Annotated in this window: 11 protein-coding genes and 2 tRNA genes; 6 read left to right on the top strand and 7 right to left on the bottom strand. The window is 68.8% G+C overall.

Translation table 11 applies throughout. The annotated features are described in order from the left end of the window. Nucleotides 1-526 precede the first annotated feature (526 nt). From ACIBCT_RS39310 to ACIBCT_RS39285, 6 genes are all read right to left on the bottom strand, one after another. Nucleotides 527-3112, bottom strand: a complete 2586-nt coding sequence (locus ACIBCT_RS39310; RefSeq protein ID WP_399197128.1) for a valine--tRNA ligase — start codon at nucleotides 3110-3112, stop codon at nucleotides 527-529. Between the two features lie 250 nt (nucleotides 3113-3362). Then, a complete protein-coding gene (clpX, locus tag ACIBCT_RS39305; protein ID WP_344895765.1) occupies nucleotides 3363-4643 on the bottom strand; it encodes an ATP-dependent Clp protease ATP-binding subunit ClpX in 1281 nt (426 codons plus the stop codon). Between the two features lie 192 nt (nucleotides 4644-4835). Further along, on the bottom strand, nucleotides 4836-5480 hold the full coding sequence (locus tag ACIBCT_RS39300; protein WP_344895762.1) for an ATP-dependent Clp protease proteolytic subunit: 645 nt from the start codon (nucleotides 5478-5480) through the stop codon (nucleotides 4836-4838). A gap of 11 nt (nucleotides 5481-5491) precedes the next feature. Continuing rightward, a complete protein-coding gene (locus ACIBCT_RS39295) occupies nucleotides 5492-6136 on the bottom strand; it encodes a ClpP family protease (RefSeq protein WP_386206743.1) in 645 nt (214 codons plus the stop codon). 720 nt (nucleotides 6137-6856) lie between these two features. Then, entirely contained in the window at nucleotides 6857-8257 is a 1401-nt protein-coding gene (tig, locus tag ACIBCT_RS39290) for a trigger factor (RefSeq protein WP_399197127.1), read from the bottom strand. Nucleotides 8258-8467: 210 nt separating this feature from the next. Further along, nucleotides 8468-9334: a helix-turn-helix domain-containing protein gene (locus ACIBCT_RS39285; RefSeq protein WP_399197126.1), complete on the bottom strand. Its 867-nt coding sequence runs from the start codon at nucleotides 9332-9334 to the stop codon at nucleotides 8468-8470. A gap of 243 nt (nucleotides 9335-9577) precedes the next feature. Here ACIBCT_RS39285 and ACIBCT_RS39280 point away from each other — a divergent pair, with 243 nt between their 5' ends. Next, nucleotides 9578-10087, top strand: coding sequence for an ATP-binding protein (locus ACIBCT_RS39280; RefSeq protein ID WP_399197125.1), 510 nt, complete (start codon nucleotides 9578-9580; stop codon nucleotides 10085-10087). 277 nt (nucleotides 10088-10364) lie between these two features. Here ACIBCT_RS39280 and ACIBCT_RS39275 read toward each other — a convergent pair. After that, nucleotides 10365-10438: transfer RNA gene (locus ACIBCT_RS39275), tRNA-Pro, on the bottom strand. A gap of 90 nt (nucleotides 10439-10528) precedes the next feature. On the opposite strand from ACIBCT_RS39275, the gene ACIBCT_RS39270 reads away from it, so the two are divergent. The 5 genes from ACIBCT_RS39270 (at nucleotide 10529) to ACIBCT_RS39250 (ending at nucleotide 15809) form a co-directional block, all read left to right on the top strand. After that, a tRNA-Gly gene (locus tag ACIBCT_RS39270) sits at nucleotides 10529-10599 on the top strand. Between the two features lie 494 nt (nucleotides 10600-11093). Further along, nucleotides 11094-11495 (top strand): STAS domain-containing protein, encoded by a 402-nt coding sequence (locus ACIBCT_RS39265; RefSeq protein WP_399197124.1) that lies wholly within the window; start codon nucleotides 11094-11096, stop codon nucleotides 11493-11495. A gap of 135 nt (nucleotides 11496-11630) precedes the next feature. Continuing rightward, on the top strand, nucleotides 11631-11969 hold the full coding sequence (locus ACIBCT_RS39260; RefSeq protein ID WP_399197123.1) for an STAS domain-containing protein: 339 nt from the start codon (nucleotides 11631-11633) through the stop codon (nucleotides 11967-11969). A 535-nt stretch (nucleotides 11970-12504) separates the two neighbouring features. Continuing rightward, nucleotides 12505-14091 (top strand): phytoene desaturase family protein, encoded by a 1587-nt coding sequence (locus ACIBCT_RS39255; protein ID WP_399197122.1) that lies wholly within the window; start codon nucleotides 12505-12507, stop codon nucleotides 14089-14091. Between the two features lie 44 nt (nucleotides 14092-14135). Then, nucleotides 14136-15809: a SpoIIE family protein phosphatase gene (locus ACIBCT_RS39250; protein WP_399197121.1), complete on the top strand. Its 1674-nt coding sequence runs from the start codon at nucleotides 14136-14138 to the stop codon at nucleotides 15807-15809. Nucleotides 15810-16107: the final 298 nt, after the last annotated feature.

The following is a 16107-nucleotide window of genomic DNA, read 5'->3' as shown; positions in this document are numbered from 1 at the left end:
CACCCGCGAGGGTGGTTAGGACAGGGTTGTGCTTCATGCACTGGCTTTTAACACACTGTTGAGTTCTCAAGAAACGGACGCGTACACCCGGTCAATCGGACCCGTTCGGGCCGACCGCCAGGGGCGTTCCATTTCGTACTACCATTCTAGTGAATCCACGTGATTCGCGTCAAACTGTCGGTTTCCCCGACCCTCGACCCGAACCCGCCGAGACCACTAGGATGTCGACCGCCCTGCTTCCAGGGCAACCCCTCTAACTTACTCCAACATCCGGCCGATGTCCAGCAAAACTGGCATGTCCGATTTGTCGGATCTTTTAGGGGGGCTGCAGGGGCTCGCCCTGCATGAAGAACACTACCAGCCGTCCAGGGCTCCCCGGGCCATCTTCCCGGTAACAAGTAGGTCTTCCCTGGGCTCCCACATCTCAAACACGAGAACCCGGAGTCAAGAGACTCCGGGTTCCCCGCGCATCCATCACCGTCCGACGGCTCGTACCGACCGACGCCGAAAGACGCGTCCGACGGGCTCAGCCCGCCGGCAGCGCGGCCAGCTGGGCGAGCAGCCGGGTGATGTCCTGATCGGCCTGGGCGGCACGGGAGCGGACCTTGGCCACCACGTCGTCGGGCGCCTTGGCCATGAACTGCTCGTTGCCGAGCTTGGCCGCGACCTGGGCGGCCTCCTTGCGCGCCACCGCGAGGTCCTTCTCCAGGCGCTTGCGCTCGGCGGCCACATCGATCGTGCCCGCCGTGTCGATCTCCACCGCGATCCCGGCCACGTCGAGACGGGCGGTGGCGGCGAACGACTCCGACGGCTGGTCGAGCCTGAGCAGCGACCGGATCGCCCCCTCGTGCGGGGCCAGGGCGGTCCCGGCGAGCGAGAGCCGCGCCGCGACCCGCTGTCCCGGCTTGAGGCCCTGGTCGGATCGGAACCGGCGCACCTCGGTGATCATTCCCTGCACGGCGAGGATCTCCTGCACGGCCGAGGGGTCACGGAGCGACTCCTGCACGGTCGGCCACTGTGCGACCACGATCGAATCGCCCCCGGTGAGCGCGCGCCACAGCTCCTCCGTCACGAACGGCACCAGCGGGTGGAGCAGCCGGAGCAGCGCGTCGAAGACGTGCCCCAGCACGATGCGGGTGTGCTCCTGGCCGGAGGCGATCTGGATCTTGGCGAGCTCCACGTACCAGTCGCAGACCTCGTCCCAGGCGAAGTGGTAGAGAAGATCGGAGACCTTGGCGAACTCGAAGTCCTCGAAGGCCGCGTCCACCGAGGTGATGACCTCCTGGAGCCGGGAGAGGATCCACCGGTCGGCCGCGGTGAGCTCCTCGGTCGGGAGCTCTCCGGTCACCGCCCCGTTCATCAGCGCGAAGCGGGTGGCGTTCCAGATCTTGTTGCAGAAGTTCCGCGAGCCTCCGGCCCACTCCTCGCTGATCGCCACGTCGGAGCCGGGGTTGGCGCCGCGCAGCAGCGTGAAGCGGGTAGCGTCGGCGCCGAAGCGCTCGATCCAGTCGAGCGGGTCGACGACGTTGCCGAACGACTTCGACATCTTCTTGCCGAACTGGTCGCGGACCATGCCGTGCAGCGCCACGGTCCGGAACGGCGGCTCGCCGTCCATCGCGTAGATGCCGAACATCATCATCCGGGCCACCCAGAAGAACAGGATGTCGTAGCCGGTCACCAGGACGGTGGTCGGGTAGAACTTCGCCAGCTCGGGCGTCTTGTCGGGCCATCCCAGGGTGGAGAACGGCCACAGTCCCGAGGAGAACCAGGTGTCCAGGACGTCGGGGTCCTGCACGTAGCCCTCGGGCGCCTGCTCGTCCGGGCCGACGCAGACGACCTCTCCCCCGGGGCCGTACCAGACCGGGATGCGGTGGCCCCACCACAGCTGCCGGGAGATGCACCAGTCGTGCATGTCGTCCACCCAGTCGAAGTAGCGCTTGGCCAGCTCCGGCGGATGGATCCTCGTCCGGCCGTCCCGAACCGCGTCGCCCGCCGCCTTCGCCAGGGGCGAGACGTTGACGAACCACTGGAGGGAGAGCCTGGGCTCGACCACGGTCTTGCACCGCGAGCAGTGCCCGACCGAGTGCAGGTAGGGGCGCTTCTCCGCGACGATCCGGCCCTGCTCGCGCAGCGCGGCCACCACGGCCGGCCTGGCCTCGAAGCGGTCGAGTCCCTCGAACGGGCCGTGAACGGTGATCACTCCCCGCTCGTCCATGATCGTCAGGGAGGGCAGCGAGTGGCGCCGGCCGATCTCGAAGTCGTTCGGGTCGTGCGCCGGGGTGACCTTGACCGCACCGGTGCCGAAGGCGGGGTCGACGTGCTCGTCCGCCACGATCGGGATCCGGCGTCCGGTGAGCGGCAGCTCCACCTCCCGGCCGATCAGGTGGGCGTAGCGCTCGTCGGAGGGGTGCACGGCCACGGCGGTGTCGCCGAGCATCGTCTCGGCCCGGGTGGTGGCGACCACGATGGAGTCGTCGCCCTCGCCGTAGCGGATGGAGACCAGCTCGCCCTCGTCCTCGCTGTGCTCGACCTCGATGTCGGAGAGCGCGGTCAGGCAGCGCGGGCACCAGTTGATGATCCGCTCGGCCCGGTAGATGAGCCCGTCGTCGAAGAGCCTCTTGAAGATCGTCTGAACGGCGCGGGAGAGGCCGGGGTCCATGGTGAAGCGCTCGCGCGACCAGTCCACGCCGTCGCCCAGCTTCTTCATCTGGTCGAGGATCCGGCCGCCGGACTCCTCCTTCCACTGCCAGACGCGCTCGACGAACGCCTCGCGGCCGAGGTCGTGCCGGGAGAGGCCGTCCTTGGCGAGCTCACGCTCGACCACGTTCTGGGTGGCGATACCGGCGTGGTCCATGCCGGGCAGCCAGAGCGTCTCCTGCCCGCGCATGCGGGCACGGCGGGTCAGCGCGTCCTGGACGGAGTGGTCGAGGGCGTGGCCGATGTGCAGGACGCCGGTTACGTTCGGCGGGGGCAGGACGATGGTGTACGGCTCGCGCTCGCTGCTCGGGTCGGCGGTGAAGTATCCCTCCGATACCCAGCGCTCGTAGCTCCGGGTCTCCACGTCGGCGGGTGCGTACTGGGTGGGCAGCTCTGGCGTCGTCACGATGCCCAAGTCTAGGGATGTCCGCGGGTCCCGTGTCCCGCGGATCGTGCTTCTCGCCCTTCCCCGGCTCGGCGGGCCGGTCCCCCGGTCCCCCGGTCTGTTCCTCCGCGGATCGAGAGGACCGGCGGAGCGGGACGAGGCCGGCGGTGGTCGCCGGGGACGACCTGGCGGCCCCGGTCCTTCACGGAAAAGACCGGCGCCCCCACGGAGAACCCGTGGGGGCGCCGGTCGTGCGAGCCTCGCGGGCTCGCGGGAACGCCTAGGCCGACTTCTCGCGCGGCGGACGCTGCTGCTTGCTGAGCTGGTCACGCGGTACGAGCGTGGGATTGACGTGCTCCAGGACCGACTCGCGAGTGATCACAACGCGGGCCACGTCCTGCCGGGAGGGCACCTCGTACATGACCGAGAGCAGGACCTCCTCCAGGATCGCCCGCAGGCCGCGGGCCCCGGTGCCCCGCAGGATGGCCTGGTCGGCGATGGCCTCCAGCGCGTCGTCGGTGAACTCGAGTTCGACGTTGTCGAGCTCGAAGAGGCGACGGTACTGCTTGACCAGGGCGTTGCGGGGCTCGGTGAGGATCTGGATGAGCGCCTCGCGGTCGAGGTTGTGAACACTCGTGATCACCGGGAGGCGGCCGACGAACTCGGGGATCATGCCGAACTTCAGCAGGTCCTCCGGCATCACGTCCTTGAAGATGTCGGAGCTGTCGACATCCTCCTTGGAGCGGATGATCGCGTTGAAGCCGATGCCCTTGCGGCCGACCCTGGACTCGATGATCTTCTCCAGGCCCGCGAAGGCGCCACCGCAGATGAACAGCACGTTGGTGGTGTCGATCTGGATGAACTCCTGGTGCGGGTGCTTGCGCCCGCCCTGCGGAGGAACGCTCGCGGTCGTGCCCTCCAGGATCTTGAGCAGGGCCTGCTGCACGCCCTCCCCGGAGACGTCCCGGGTGATCGACGGGTTCTCGCTCTTACGAGCGATCTTGTCGACCTCGTCGATGTAGATGATGCCGGTCTCGGCCTTCTTGACGTCGTAGTCGGCGGCCTGGATCAGCTTGAGCAGTATGTTCTCGACGTCCTCGCCCACGTAGCCCGCCTCCGTCAGGGCGGTGGCGTCGGCGATGGCGAACGGAACGTTCAGCATCTTCGCCAACGTCTGGGCGAGCAGTGTCTTGCCGGAACCGGTCGGGCCCAGGAGCAGGATGTTGGACTTGGCCAGTTCGAGGCCGTCGTCACGCCCGCGCTCTCCGGACTGCACCCGCTTGTAGTGGTTGTAGACCGCCACGGAGAGAGCCTTCTTCGCCTGGTCCTGACCGATGACGTAGGCGTCGAGGAATTCGTAGATCTCCCTCGGCTTGGGAAGGCTGTCCCACTTGAGTTCGGAGGACTCGCTGAGCTCCTCCTCGATGATCTCGTTACAGAGGTCGATGCACTCGTCGCAGATGTATACGCCGGGTCCGGCGATGAGCTTCTTGACCTGCTTCTGGCTCTTCCCGCAGAAAGAGCACTTCAGCAGGTCTCCCCCGTCGCCGATGCGTGCCACCCCAGATACTCCTTTGCGTGGGACCGCCCTGGCTGCCGCGGTCCGTTTCTTCCGATCGGCCCGATACCCGATGGAAAAGTCATCCCGCTTAGGTTTCGACGTTACCGTCTTCTGAGCCCTCAGTGAGCCCCCTAGCGGCGAGTCGCACCGGAACGTGCCGGATTCGGCACGGTTCCGGTGCACTGTGCCTCGTCAGGAGGCTACGGCCTTGGCAAGTTTCTTGCGGGACGGGATGATGTCGTCGATCAACCCGTACTCCTTGGCCTCCACGGCGTCAAGGATCTTGTCCCGCTCGATGTCCTTGCGGACCGCCTCCGGTGCCCTGCCCGAGTGCTGAGCAATGATCATTTCCATCTGCGCGCGCATCCTCAGGATCTCACGCGCCTGGATCTCGATGTCGCTTCCCTGACCGCCGCCCTCGGTGGAGGGCTGGTGGATCAGCATCCGGGCGTTCGGCAGGGCGAACCGCTTGCCCGGCGTGCCGCCGGCCAGCAGGACCGCCGCGGCCGAGGCCGCCTGGCCCAGGCAGACCGTCTGGATCTCCGGCCGGACGAACTGCATCGTGTCGTAGATCGCCGTCATGGCGGTGAACGAACCGCCCGGCGAGTTGATGTAGATGCTGATGTCACGGTCGGGGTCGAGCGACTCCAGCGTCAGCAGCTGGGCCATGACGTCGTTGGCCGAGGCGTCGTCCACCTGCACCCCGAGGAAGATGATGCGATCCTCGAACAGCTTGGCGTACGGGTTCATCTCCCGCATGCCGTAGGACGTGCGCTCGGTGAACGACGGAAGAACGTAGCGGCCGTTGATGTCTCCCGGCCGGATCAACTCACTCACCTTGTGCCCCTTCAGGAGACGGCGCCCGTGGAGGGCACCTGCCGAGCGCTGCGCACGACCTGGTCGATGAAGCCGTAGTCCTTGGCTTCCTCGGCCGTGAACCAGCGGTCGCGGTCGGAGTCGGCCTCGATCTGCTCCAGGTTCTGGCCGGTGTGGAAGGCGATCCGCTCGGCGAGGGTCTTCTTCACGTAGAGCATCTGCTCGGCCTGGATGGCGATGTCGGCGGCGGTACCGCCGATGCCACCGGACGGCTGGTGCATCATGATCCGCGCGTGCGGCAGGGCGTAGCGCTTGCCCCGCTCACCGGCGCAGAGGAGGAACTGGCCCATCGAAGCGGCCAGGCCCATCGCGACCGTGCACACGTCGTTGGGTACGTACTCCATCATGTCGTAGATCGCCATACCGGCGGTCACGGAACCGCCCGGCGAGTTGATGTAGAGCCAGATGTCGCGTTCTGAATCGTCCGCGGCGAGCAGGAGCAGCTCGGCGCAGATCCGGTTGGCGATCTCGTCGTTGACCTGGGTGCCCAGCACGATGATGCGCTCACGCAGCAGCCGCTGGTAGAGCTGGTCTTCGAGCCTGAACGAGCCGGTCGGCTGGCTCATCGACTCGGGCCCGGAGCCGGTCGGCTGGTAGAAGGTCGGCGGGCTGGTCACAGCGTCACCTTCCGATGCGTCGTAATCGATTGGCTTTGCCTGTGACCTTAACCCGCGCCGCCTACCGGACATGCCTCCTCAACGCGCTGTTCGCTGACGGCGCATGCTGGGCGCGCCCTCCCGCGCACGTCCGCGGGCCCGTGCCCGCCGCCCCGGAGAAGGTTTCCGGCCGTGGTCCGCCCGGCGTGTCGGACCTCCCGGGGACACGCGGAGATCCTCCGGATCCCACGCAGGCCGCACCGAGGGGAACCGGAGGGCGCCGGAGACGGCCGGAGCACGCGGGGCGCCGGAGGAACGGGGTGAGGACCCGTCGCGGGGAGCGGCAGGAGACGTTCGGCGCGATCCCCGGGCACGGACGCGGTCGAGGCCCCTCGGAAGGGCCCACGCGTCCGTCCGGCCCATGACGGACGGCATGGCCCTGGCAGGAGCGGCAAAGCCCTTGCGGGAGCAGAAGGGCCCGGTGGGAGCGGCAGAACCCCCGTGGGGGCGGAAGAGCCCGACAGGGGCGAGCAGGGCCCCGGTGGGATCCGGCAGAGCCCTGCAGGGGCGGAAAGGCGACAAGAGCAGCAGGACCCCGGTGGGAGCGAAGGGCCGGCACCGGGCGCCGGAGGGCTCCACGGACCCGTGGCGCGAGCGGTGAAGGGCGCCCCGGCATGACCGTGGCGCCCGCCGCAGAACACTGCGGGGGCGCCACGGGCAATGTGCGTACCGGTCCCGGGGCTACTTCGCCTCGGCCTTGTCCTCGCTCTTGTCCTCGGCCTCGGCCTCGGCCTCGTCGGCCTGGCCGGGCTCCTCACCGTTGATCTCGGTGTAGATGGCCTTGAGGTCGACCTCGTTGCCGGCCTCGTCGGTCACCTTGGCGGCGTCGCCGATGACGCTCTTGGCCTTGTCCCGGACGATCTCGACCATGGCCAGCGTGAGCTGGTCGTTGTCGGCCAGGTGCTGGGCCAGCGTGTTGGGAGCGACGTTCATCTGCATGGCGCGGCGCACCACGAAGTTGGTGAGCTCCTGCTCGCTGACGCCGAGCTCCTCGCTCTTGACGATCTTGTCGAGGACGAATCCCGTCTTGAGGGCCTTGGCCGCGCTCTCGTCGAACTCGGCGAAGCGCTCCTCCTCGGTGGTCTGGTAGAGGCGGAAGTACGCCTCCTTGCTCAGGCCACTGTCGGCGATCTGGTGCTCGAGGTTGTGCCTGCGGTTGTCGACCTCGGCCTTGAGGGCGCTCTCGGGCAGCGGGATGTCGATCTTGTCGAGCAGCGTGTCGAGCGCGTTCTCCCGGGCCTGGACGACCTGGTCGATCAGCTTGTTGCGGCGCGCCTGCTCGCGGATGCTGTCCTTGAGCTCGTCCAGGGTGTCGAACTCGCTGGCGAGCTGGGCGAACTCGTCGTCCAGCTCGGGGAGGACCTTCTCCTTGACGTTCTTGACCGTGATGGTGACCACGGCCTCCTCGCCGGCGTTCTCGCCGCCGACCAGGTTGGTGGTGAACTCCTTGGTGTCACCGGCCGACAGGCCGACCAGGGCGTCGTCCAGGCCCTGCAGCACCGAGCCGGCGCCGACCTCGTAGGAGACGTCGTTGGCCTGCTGCTCCTCGATGTTGACACCGTCGATCGCGGCGGCCAGGTCCATCACCACGAAGTCGCCCGCGGCCGCGGGACGCTCGACACCGGTCAGGGTGGCGAAGCGCTGGCGCAGGCCGTCCAGCTGGGCGTCGATGTCGGCGTCGGAGACCTCGGCGACCGGGACGGTCACCTCGAGGCCCTGGTAGTCGGGGACCTCGAAGTCGGGACGGATGTCCACCTCGGCGGTGAACTCGACCTGCTGGCCGTCCTCGATCTTGGTGACCTCGATCTCCGGCTGGCTGACCGGGAAGATGTCGCTCTCGTCGACGGCCCGGCCGTACAGCTTGGGCACCGCGTCGTTGAGCGTCTCCTCCAGCACCACGGCGCGGCCGAACCGCTGCTCGATGATGCGGGCCGGAACCTTGCCGGGGCGGAACCCGGGGACGCGCACCTGCTGCGCGACCTTCTTGTACGCCGCCTGCAGGCTCTCGCCGAGCTCCTCGAACGGCACCTCGACGGTAAGCCTCACCCGGGTCGGGCTGAGCTCCTCCACAGCGGTCTTCACGGGGTCGTCTCCTTGATCAAGCTTCGAGTGATCGCGGGCGCGTCAAGTCGTAACGGCTACCGCGGCAAGCTCGCGCGCCGCGCCCACATGAGCGGCACCTGGCACAGGCCGAGGAGACATGCGAGATGAGGGCATGCTCCACTGCGGCGGGTGTTCAGCGCCGCTGGCCAGTCTAGGGCAGAGCGGCACCGGGGAGCGACCGATGGCCGCTCAGTCCTCCTTGATGATCCGCCGCAGGATGTCGTTGGTCTCGCCGGGGGTGGTGCTGACCGCGCACAGGCGTTCCATGACCTCGCTGTAGCGGTCGACGTCCTCACGTTTGTCCAGGTAGAGGGCACTGGCCAGCTGCTCGACGTAGACGACGTCCGGCAGTTCGCTGTCGTTGAAGCGCAGGATGCTGAAGGCGCCGCCCTCGGCGCTGTGGCCGCCGAAGCTGAAGGGCATCACCTGGATCGTGACGTTGGGCTTGCGCATCAGTTCGAGCAGGTGCTCCAGCTGGGCCCGCATGACGTCCGCGCCGCCGATGGGGCGCCGCAGGGCGGCCTCGTCGATGACGGCCCAGAAGAACGGCCCGCCGGGCCGTTCCAGCACCTGCTGGCGCTCCAGTCTCAGGTCCACGCGGCGGGCGATCTCCTCGGGCGAGACGCCGGCGCTGCCCGCGGTGATCACCGCGCGGGCGTACTCCTTGGTCTGCAGCAGACCCGGGACGAACTGCACCTCGTAGGTGCGGATCCTGGAGGCGGCCTCCTCCAGGCCCACGTAGGTCTGGAACCAGGAGGGGAGCAGGTCGTTGAACCGGTGCCACCAGCCGGGCTCGTTGGCCCTCAGCAGCAGGTCCATCACCGCGGATCGGGCGTGTTCGTCCTCGACCCCGTAAAAGGTGAGCAGATCGGCCACGTCCCGTTCCCTGAGGCCGACCCGGCCCAGCTCCATCCTGCTGATCTTGGATTCGGAACCGCGGATCAGATGGCCCGCCTCCTCGCGCGAGAGCCCCTTGGCCTCACGCAGGCGACGCAGCTGGGAGCCCAAGAGGATACGCAGAGCTGTGGGACCTGATCCCGGTTGAACCTGCGTCACTTCGCCTCCCTCTGTACTTGGGCCAGCGCACACAGTGTCACTACTTCCGGCCGCGATGACAAGGTCTCAACACCCTGCCTAATTCGCCAAGTCGGCGACCAAACCGCTCATGCGGCTGCACATTGCAACTGCACGTGCATTTGGGTCTTGCAGCGGACCTGCCGGTGACCCATGATGGCCTAGTGCATATTGGGCTTATGGTGCACAACCTCTGAAAACTCTCAAGTGGTACGGAGACTCACGATGACAGCGGGAGGTACCGGCAGGATGGTGGAGGAGCCAAAATCGGCTGCCGACTACCTGCAGGCGACCCGCGAGGTCGGCTTCGACGAGCTGCTCGTGGCCAATCACTCCGGCGCCACCGCGTGCCCGCTGCCACGGCAGGCCGACTCGGTGAAGACGGCACGGGACGTGACCCGCTCCACCCTGCACGACTGGGGGCTGGAGGAACTCAGTGATGACGCAGCGCTAGTGGTTTCGGAACTCGTCACCAACGCGGTCCGTTACGCGCTGTGCCCGAACGGTCAGTCCGAGGCCACACCGATCACCCTGGTGCTGCTCCGCCTCTCGCCCCACGTGCTGCTGGCGGTGACCGACCCGAGCGACGAGGTCCCCACCCCCAAGGAGCCCGACTTCATCTCGGAGAACGGCCGGGGACTCTACATCGTGGAGACCTACAGCCAGAGCTGGGGCTGGGACCACCTCAACCGCGGCGGCAAGGCCGTCTGGGCCTTCTTCAGCGCCCGTCCCTGACCCGTTCGCCACAGCCCCGGCCGCGCACCCGCGTGCGACGCGGATCCCGTACGAGACCCGCACGGCACGTCCCGGGCGGACACCCGCACTCCCCCGAGAACGGCCTTCCGGCCCGCACCCGCGCACGTGCCCGGACGCCCTCGCCCTCGCCCGAACCCGGACGCCCTGGCCTTGGATCCGGACGTCCTCCCACGACCCCGGACGCTCCTCATGGGCGATCCGGACGTGTCCGGAAAGACGAGAGCCGGGCACCGGTGAGACCGGTGCCCGGCATACGTCGGGGTGACAGGATTTGAACCTGCGGCCCCCTGCTCCCAAAGCAGGTGCGCTACCAAACTGCGCCACACCCCGAGTAGGTCGAGTGCGCGCACGCTCCGGATCTCCGGTACGATTACGCCCTGACGAACGGATGAAGTCTAGACCAGACCGACGCCGGCTCGCGCGGACGTAGCTCAATGGTAGAGCCCCAGTCTTCCAAACTGGCTACGCGGGTTCGATTCCCGTCGTCCGCTCCGAATGGCAAGAGGCCAGGTCAGTCGCCATATGACTGATCTGGCCTTTTGGATTTCACGCGTCCACATCGGTCTTCCGCGTCATCCGGGTGCCATCGATTTTCTTTTTTCTCTTCGTGTTCCGGCCAACACTTCACCCGGTGTCACCGCGTATTTCATCCCACTCCAGGGTGTTCACGACTCGACGGACCCGAACCCGGATGCGCCGGCGCACCGGACCGTGCCCGGTGACCCGCGCTCCGCGCTCCGGGCGGCGAATGAGGCGTCTGGACGACGGATACGGGAGGCCCTGAGTGCCCCTTCCGGGCTCCCACACCCCACCTGACGCTCGGCCACGGGTGGGGTAAGGTGGTTACCGGTCCAGAGACGCGGCCACCTTCTCGTCATGCCCATGAAGGTGAACGCCTAATGCCCTTGATCATCGATCCCCGTCTCGGCCTCCCCCGTCGCCACCGGATCACCGGCGGCTCGTACTGTGGCGAGAGGGGTTCTCGATGAAGCTGTCGGTGCGCTTGGTCACCACGCGCCAGGATGCCGCGGTGGTCGCCCTTCAGGGTGAACTCGACCTCAACAGCGCCGTCCTGCTGGACGCGGTCCTGCTCCCTCTGCCCGGCCAGGGCGTCCGCCATGTCATCGTGGCCGCCGATCGGCTGCGTTTCTGCGACGTGTGCGGTCTGCGGGTGCTGATGAGCGTGCACACGATCATGAGCGCCACGGGCGGCTCCCTGGTCGTCGCCGAGCCCGCGCCCGCGCTACGGCGGCTGATCACGCTGATGCGCGACCCGGAGTCGGACCGTCCCGCCCCCGCGATCAGGGTGTACGCCACCGTCGACCAGGCCGTACGCGACGTGACCGGCCTGCCGGACCTCTCCCTGGCCGCCAGCGGCCCTGCCTAGCCGTCCGGTCGCGGGCCACACCGCCAGGTGTGCCCCACGGCGGGCCCGGCCCACGTCCGGCCCGCCCTCGTCGCCCACCCGTGCAGTCCCCCCGGCGTTCACCGCCCGCGCCTCGAGGCCGATACAGGAGCCTGCATGACCCCACTGTCGATCACGGTCACCGATCACGACACCTGCTCGGTGATCACACTGGTCGGCGAGCTCGATCGTCTTTCGGCCGATCGGCTGCGCCGGACGGTCGAACGGCTGGTCGACCGGGGCCGTACCCGTCTCATCGCGGACGTCGCCGAGCTGACCTTCTGCGACTCGGTCGGCGTGTGGGCCCTGCTGGAATGTCACCATCACGCCGCCACGATGGACGGGTGGCTGCGGGTGGCCTTCGTCCACGGGACGCTCAAACGGATCCTGCAGATCATCGGGACGACCAGGGCCTATCCCTCCGCCACCGACCTGATAGTGATCATGGACCGCTAGCCGCCCGCGTCCCCGGCCCCTCGGCCGGCCCGTCCGGCCCTCGTCCACGATCACAGGGGTCCGGTACCACCGGCGCCCGATGACCGAGGCCGGCCGGGCGGATGAGCCCGGTGATCCGGGCGGTGGAGCCGGAGGCCTGCCCGTCGCTCACCCGGGGCTCCCACGCCCACGACTTCGGCGACGCCGCCGGGCTGACCCCGCCGATGAAGAGGGAAGGCCCTGCTGACCGCGCTCTGCGGGCACGGGCACTCCGGCCTGAGCGCCTACGACGGTTACCTGTCGGGGCAGATGGAGGACGTCCCGCTCCCGCAGGAGCGGATCGACACGGCTCTGACTGCCCGTCCTACGCCGTAGCGGAGCGGAACCGACCCTGTACTCACACCGTTCTTTTCCGTCATATCTCCATCAACCCCGACGCACCCCTAAAGTCCTATCCTGTGTGGAAATATCAACCGATCTCTGTTAAACACGAGGATCGCAGTAGATCATTCTTTACAATCCTCCATACCAGCAGTCAAAGCGCCCTGGAGGGAACGTGTCGGAGTTCGACGGCGTCATCGTAGGCGGGGGCCATAACGGCCTCACGTGTGCCGCCTACCTCGCGAAGGCGGGGTTGTCGGTCGCGGTCGTCGAGCGCAACGACGTCGCGGGCGGCGGTTGCAGCACCCAGGAGCTCACGCTCCCCGGCTTCCGGCACAACACCCACAGCAGCTACCACTTCCTGGAGGAGGGGCCCGTTCCCGCCGACCTGGAGCTCCGGCGCCACGGCCTGCGCTACGTCTACCCGGAGACCCAGCACGCCACGATCTTCCGGGACGGGCGGGCGATCACGGTCTACACCGATCCGAAGCGCACCGCCGAGTCCTTCGCCCGGTTCTCCAAGGCCGACGCCGACCACTGGCTGGAGCTGTACGAGCGCTACGCCGAGGCGGCCAGGGGCCTGATGAACGGCTTCCTGTACTCGGCCCCGCTCCCGCCGCCGGTGCTCGCCGAACGGCTCGGCGGCGACCTCGGCCGCGACCTGCTGAGCTACATGCCGCTGTCGCTGTACGAGGCCGTCGACAGGAACTTCGAGAGCGACCAGGTCAGGGTGCTGTTCAAGTCCTTCCTGCACGCCATCTCCATCGAGAACGTGCCCGGCACCGGCGGCTTCTTCCCCCGGCTGCTGTCGCGCATCGCCCGGCTGGGCGTACCGGTGGGCGGTGCGGCGAACGTGGCGAGCGCGCTGCGGGCCGTCATCGAGGAGCACGGCGGCACCGTGCTGACCGGCTCGCACGTCGAGCGGATCCTCGTCGACGACGGGCGGGCCACCGGGGTGCGGCTGGCGGGCGGCGACGTCCTGAGCGCCCGCCGGTTCGTGGCCAGCGCGGTGGACGCCCCGCAGACCGTGCGGCTGGCCGGGCCGGAGAACTTCGGCGAGGAGATCGTCTCCAAGATCGAGGGGTACCGGTGGGCCGGACACAGCCTGGTCACCCTGCACCTGGCGCTGGAGGAGGCGCCGCGCTACCGGGCCGCCGAGTTCGAGCCCGACGTGGACCGCGCGTTCCTCGTGGTGCTGGGCGCCGACGACAGCGAGCAGCTGGGCCGCACGTTCGACCGGATCCACGAGGGCCAGCTTCCCGACCGGCTGGCCGGCAACGGCGCCTGCCCCTCGTTGTTCGACCCCTCGTACGCGCCGGACGGCAGGCACGTGGCGTTCTGGTGGCCATGGGCCCCCTACGACCTCGACGGCGACCCGGCGAACTGGGACGCGCGGAGGGAGGAGGTCGGGGAACGGCTGCTGGCCGAGTGGGCCGAGTACGCCCCCAACCTCGCCCGGGGCGCCGTGCTGGGCAGCCGGGTGTTCTCCCCCCTCGACATCGAGCGGCACTGCGTCAACATGGTGCGCGGCAGCCACCACGTGGGCGCCTACGAGCCCTCCCAGCTGGGCGGCAACCGCCCGGTCCCGGAGATGGGGCGCTACCGCACCCCCGTCGACGGCCTCTACCTGTGCGGCGCCAGCAGTCACCCGGGCGGTTCGGTCTCCGCGGCCCCCGGGTACAACGGCGCCAACGCCATCGCAGAAGACCTCGAACTGGCCACCTGGTGGACGCCGGTTCCCGCACCCCGGTGGAGCGAGTGAAGTCCCGTTTCGTCACCAAGGATCCCGCTACGCCAGGCTTCAGGATGGGCAGCCCCGCGTCCATGCACGAGCAGCTCTCGCTGCTCAACGCCGCCAGCAAGCGGATCGGCAGCACGCTGGACATGTTCGAGACCGGCAGGGAGCTGATGGACGTCGCCGTGCCGCGCTTCGCGGACGCGGCCGGCATCCTCGTCCAGGACCGGCTGGTGACCGAGGGGGAGTTCCCGCAGCAGAGCACCGACGGCTCGGCGCTGGTGCGCCGGATCGCGGTCGGCGTGGCCGACCCCTCCCCCGACGAGTACGCCAAGGCGTTCCCGGTGGACGAGGTCGCCGTCTACGAGGCGTGGACGCCGTACGCCCGGTGCATGGCCACCGGCAACCCGATCCTCTACCCCCGGCTGGGACGCCGGACGGCCGAGGAGATCGGGCGGTTCTGGAAGCGCGACTCGGTCTCCAAGGTGCTGGAGGACAGCTCCTTCCTGGTGGTCCCGCTGAAGGCGCGCGGCCGGGTGCTGGGCTTCGTGATCTTCACGCGGCGGCCCACCAGCCAGCCCTTCGACGAGCAGGACGTGAACCTGGCCGAGGAGCTCGCGGCCAGGACCGCGGTCTGCCTCGACAACGCCAGGCTCTACAACCGGGAGCGGCGTACCGCGCTGACCCTGCAGAGCAGCCTGCTGCCGGTCGACCTCTCCCAGCCGCTGGGCCTGACGATCGCCTCGCGCTACCTGCCCGCCAGCGACCTGGTCGGCGTGGGCGGCGACTGGTACGACGTGATCCCGCTGCCCGGCTGCCGGGTCGCCCTGGTCGTCGGCGACGTGATGGGGCACGGCATCAGGGCCGCGGCCACCATGGGCCAGCTCCGCACGGCCGCGCGTACCCTGGCCAGCCTGGACCTGAGCCCGGCCGACGTGCTGTTCCGGCTCAACCTGATGAGCCAGGACCTGGACGCCAGCCAGATCGCCACCTGCGTGTACGCCACCTACGACCCGGTCACCCGCCGCTGCGCCATGGCCTGCGCCGGGCACGTCCCGCCGATCCTGGTGCGGCCCGGCGGCGAGACCGAGCTGCTGGAGCTGCCCCCGGGTCTCCCCCTGGGCATCGGCAACGAGCCGGCCGAGATGCGGGAGTTCACGCTCCCCGACGGCACGGTGCTCGCCTTCTACACCGACGGCCTGGTGGAGAGCCGCGACCGGGACATCGAGGAGGGCATCGGCGCCCTGCGCGGCCTGCTGGCCAGCCAGAACCACGACCTGGAAGAGGTCTGCAACCTCACGATCAGCGCCCAGCGGCCGGGGCACGAGCGCGACGACATCGCGCTGCTGCTGGCCAGGGTCTCGGAGCTGACCGAGAAGGAGTTCGTCGAGGTGTCGATGCCGGCCGACCGGCGCTCGGCCTCGCAGGCCCGGCGCTTCGTGCGGACCACGCTGGAGGACTGGGGACTCTCCTCGCTCTGCGACAACACCGAGCTCATGGTCAGCGAGCTGGTGGCCAACGCGGTCGAGCACGGTCAGGGCGAGGTCGAGCTGCGGCTGCTGCGCGGGCCCACCCTGGTCTGCGAGGTGTCCGACACCTCCTCGTCCGTACCGGTGATGCGGGAGGCGTCCACCACCAGCGACACCGGGCGCGGCCTGCACCTGATCAACTGGCTCGCGCATCGCTGGGGCTCCCGCCTCACCGCGAAGGGCAAGATCGTCTGGATCGAGCAGCGGCTGCCCTGACCCGTCCGCGCGGAACCCCTGGGGCTCCAGGGAGCCCGAGGACTCAGGAGTTTGAAGCGGTCCCGGCCGGGACGCTCCCGGCCGGGTGCCGTGGCGTCCAGGGACGGACCCACCGGTGACCCGGGGTGACCGTGAGTGACTCCTGGTCACCCCGGGAGCCGTCCGGTGCTTACCGGTGCTCGCCGACGCGTACCGGCGGCCACGGCCCCGGCCCGTCACCGGGGTCGTGCCGGTCATGCCCGTTGACGCGGATGACTACTGGCGGTCCAGAGGTTACGGTCAGGGGAAGGGCACGGCG

Source organism: Streptosporangium sp. NPDC050855 (genome assembly GCF_044456585.1).
Classification (GTDB): domain Bacteria; phylum Actinomycetota; class Actinomycetes; order Streptosporangiales; family Streptosporangiaceae; genus Streptosporangium; species Streptosporangium longisporum.
The sequence above is the reverse complement of the archived record's forward strand: the minus strand, read 5'-3'. Positions and strand labels throughout refer to the sequence as shown.

Coding starts and splice junctions, on each gene's coding strand:
- ACIBCT_RS39280 (WP_399197125.1), top strand. CDS start 9,578: ATGACAGCGGGAGGTACCGGCAGGATGGTGGAGGAGCCAAAATCGGCT.
- ACIBCT_RS39265 (WP_399197124.1), top strand. CDS start 11,094: ATGAAGCTGTCGGTGCGCTTGGTCACCACGCGCCAGGATGCCGCGGTG.
- ACIBCT_RS39260 (WP_399197123.1), top strand. CDS start 11,631: ATGACCCCACTGTCGATCACGGTCACCGATCACGACACCTGCTCGGTG.
- ACIBCT_RS39250 (WP_399197121.1), top strand. CDS start 14,136: ATGGGCAGCCCCGCGTCCATGCACGAGCAGCTCTCGCTGCTCAACGCC.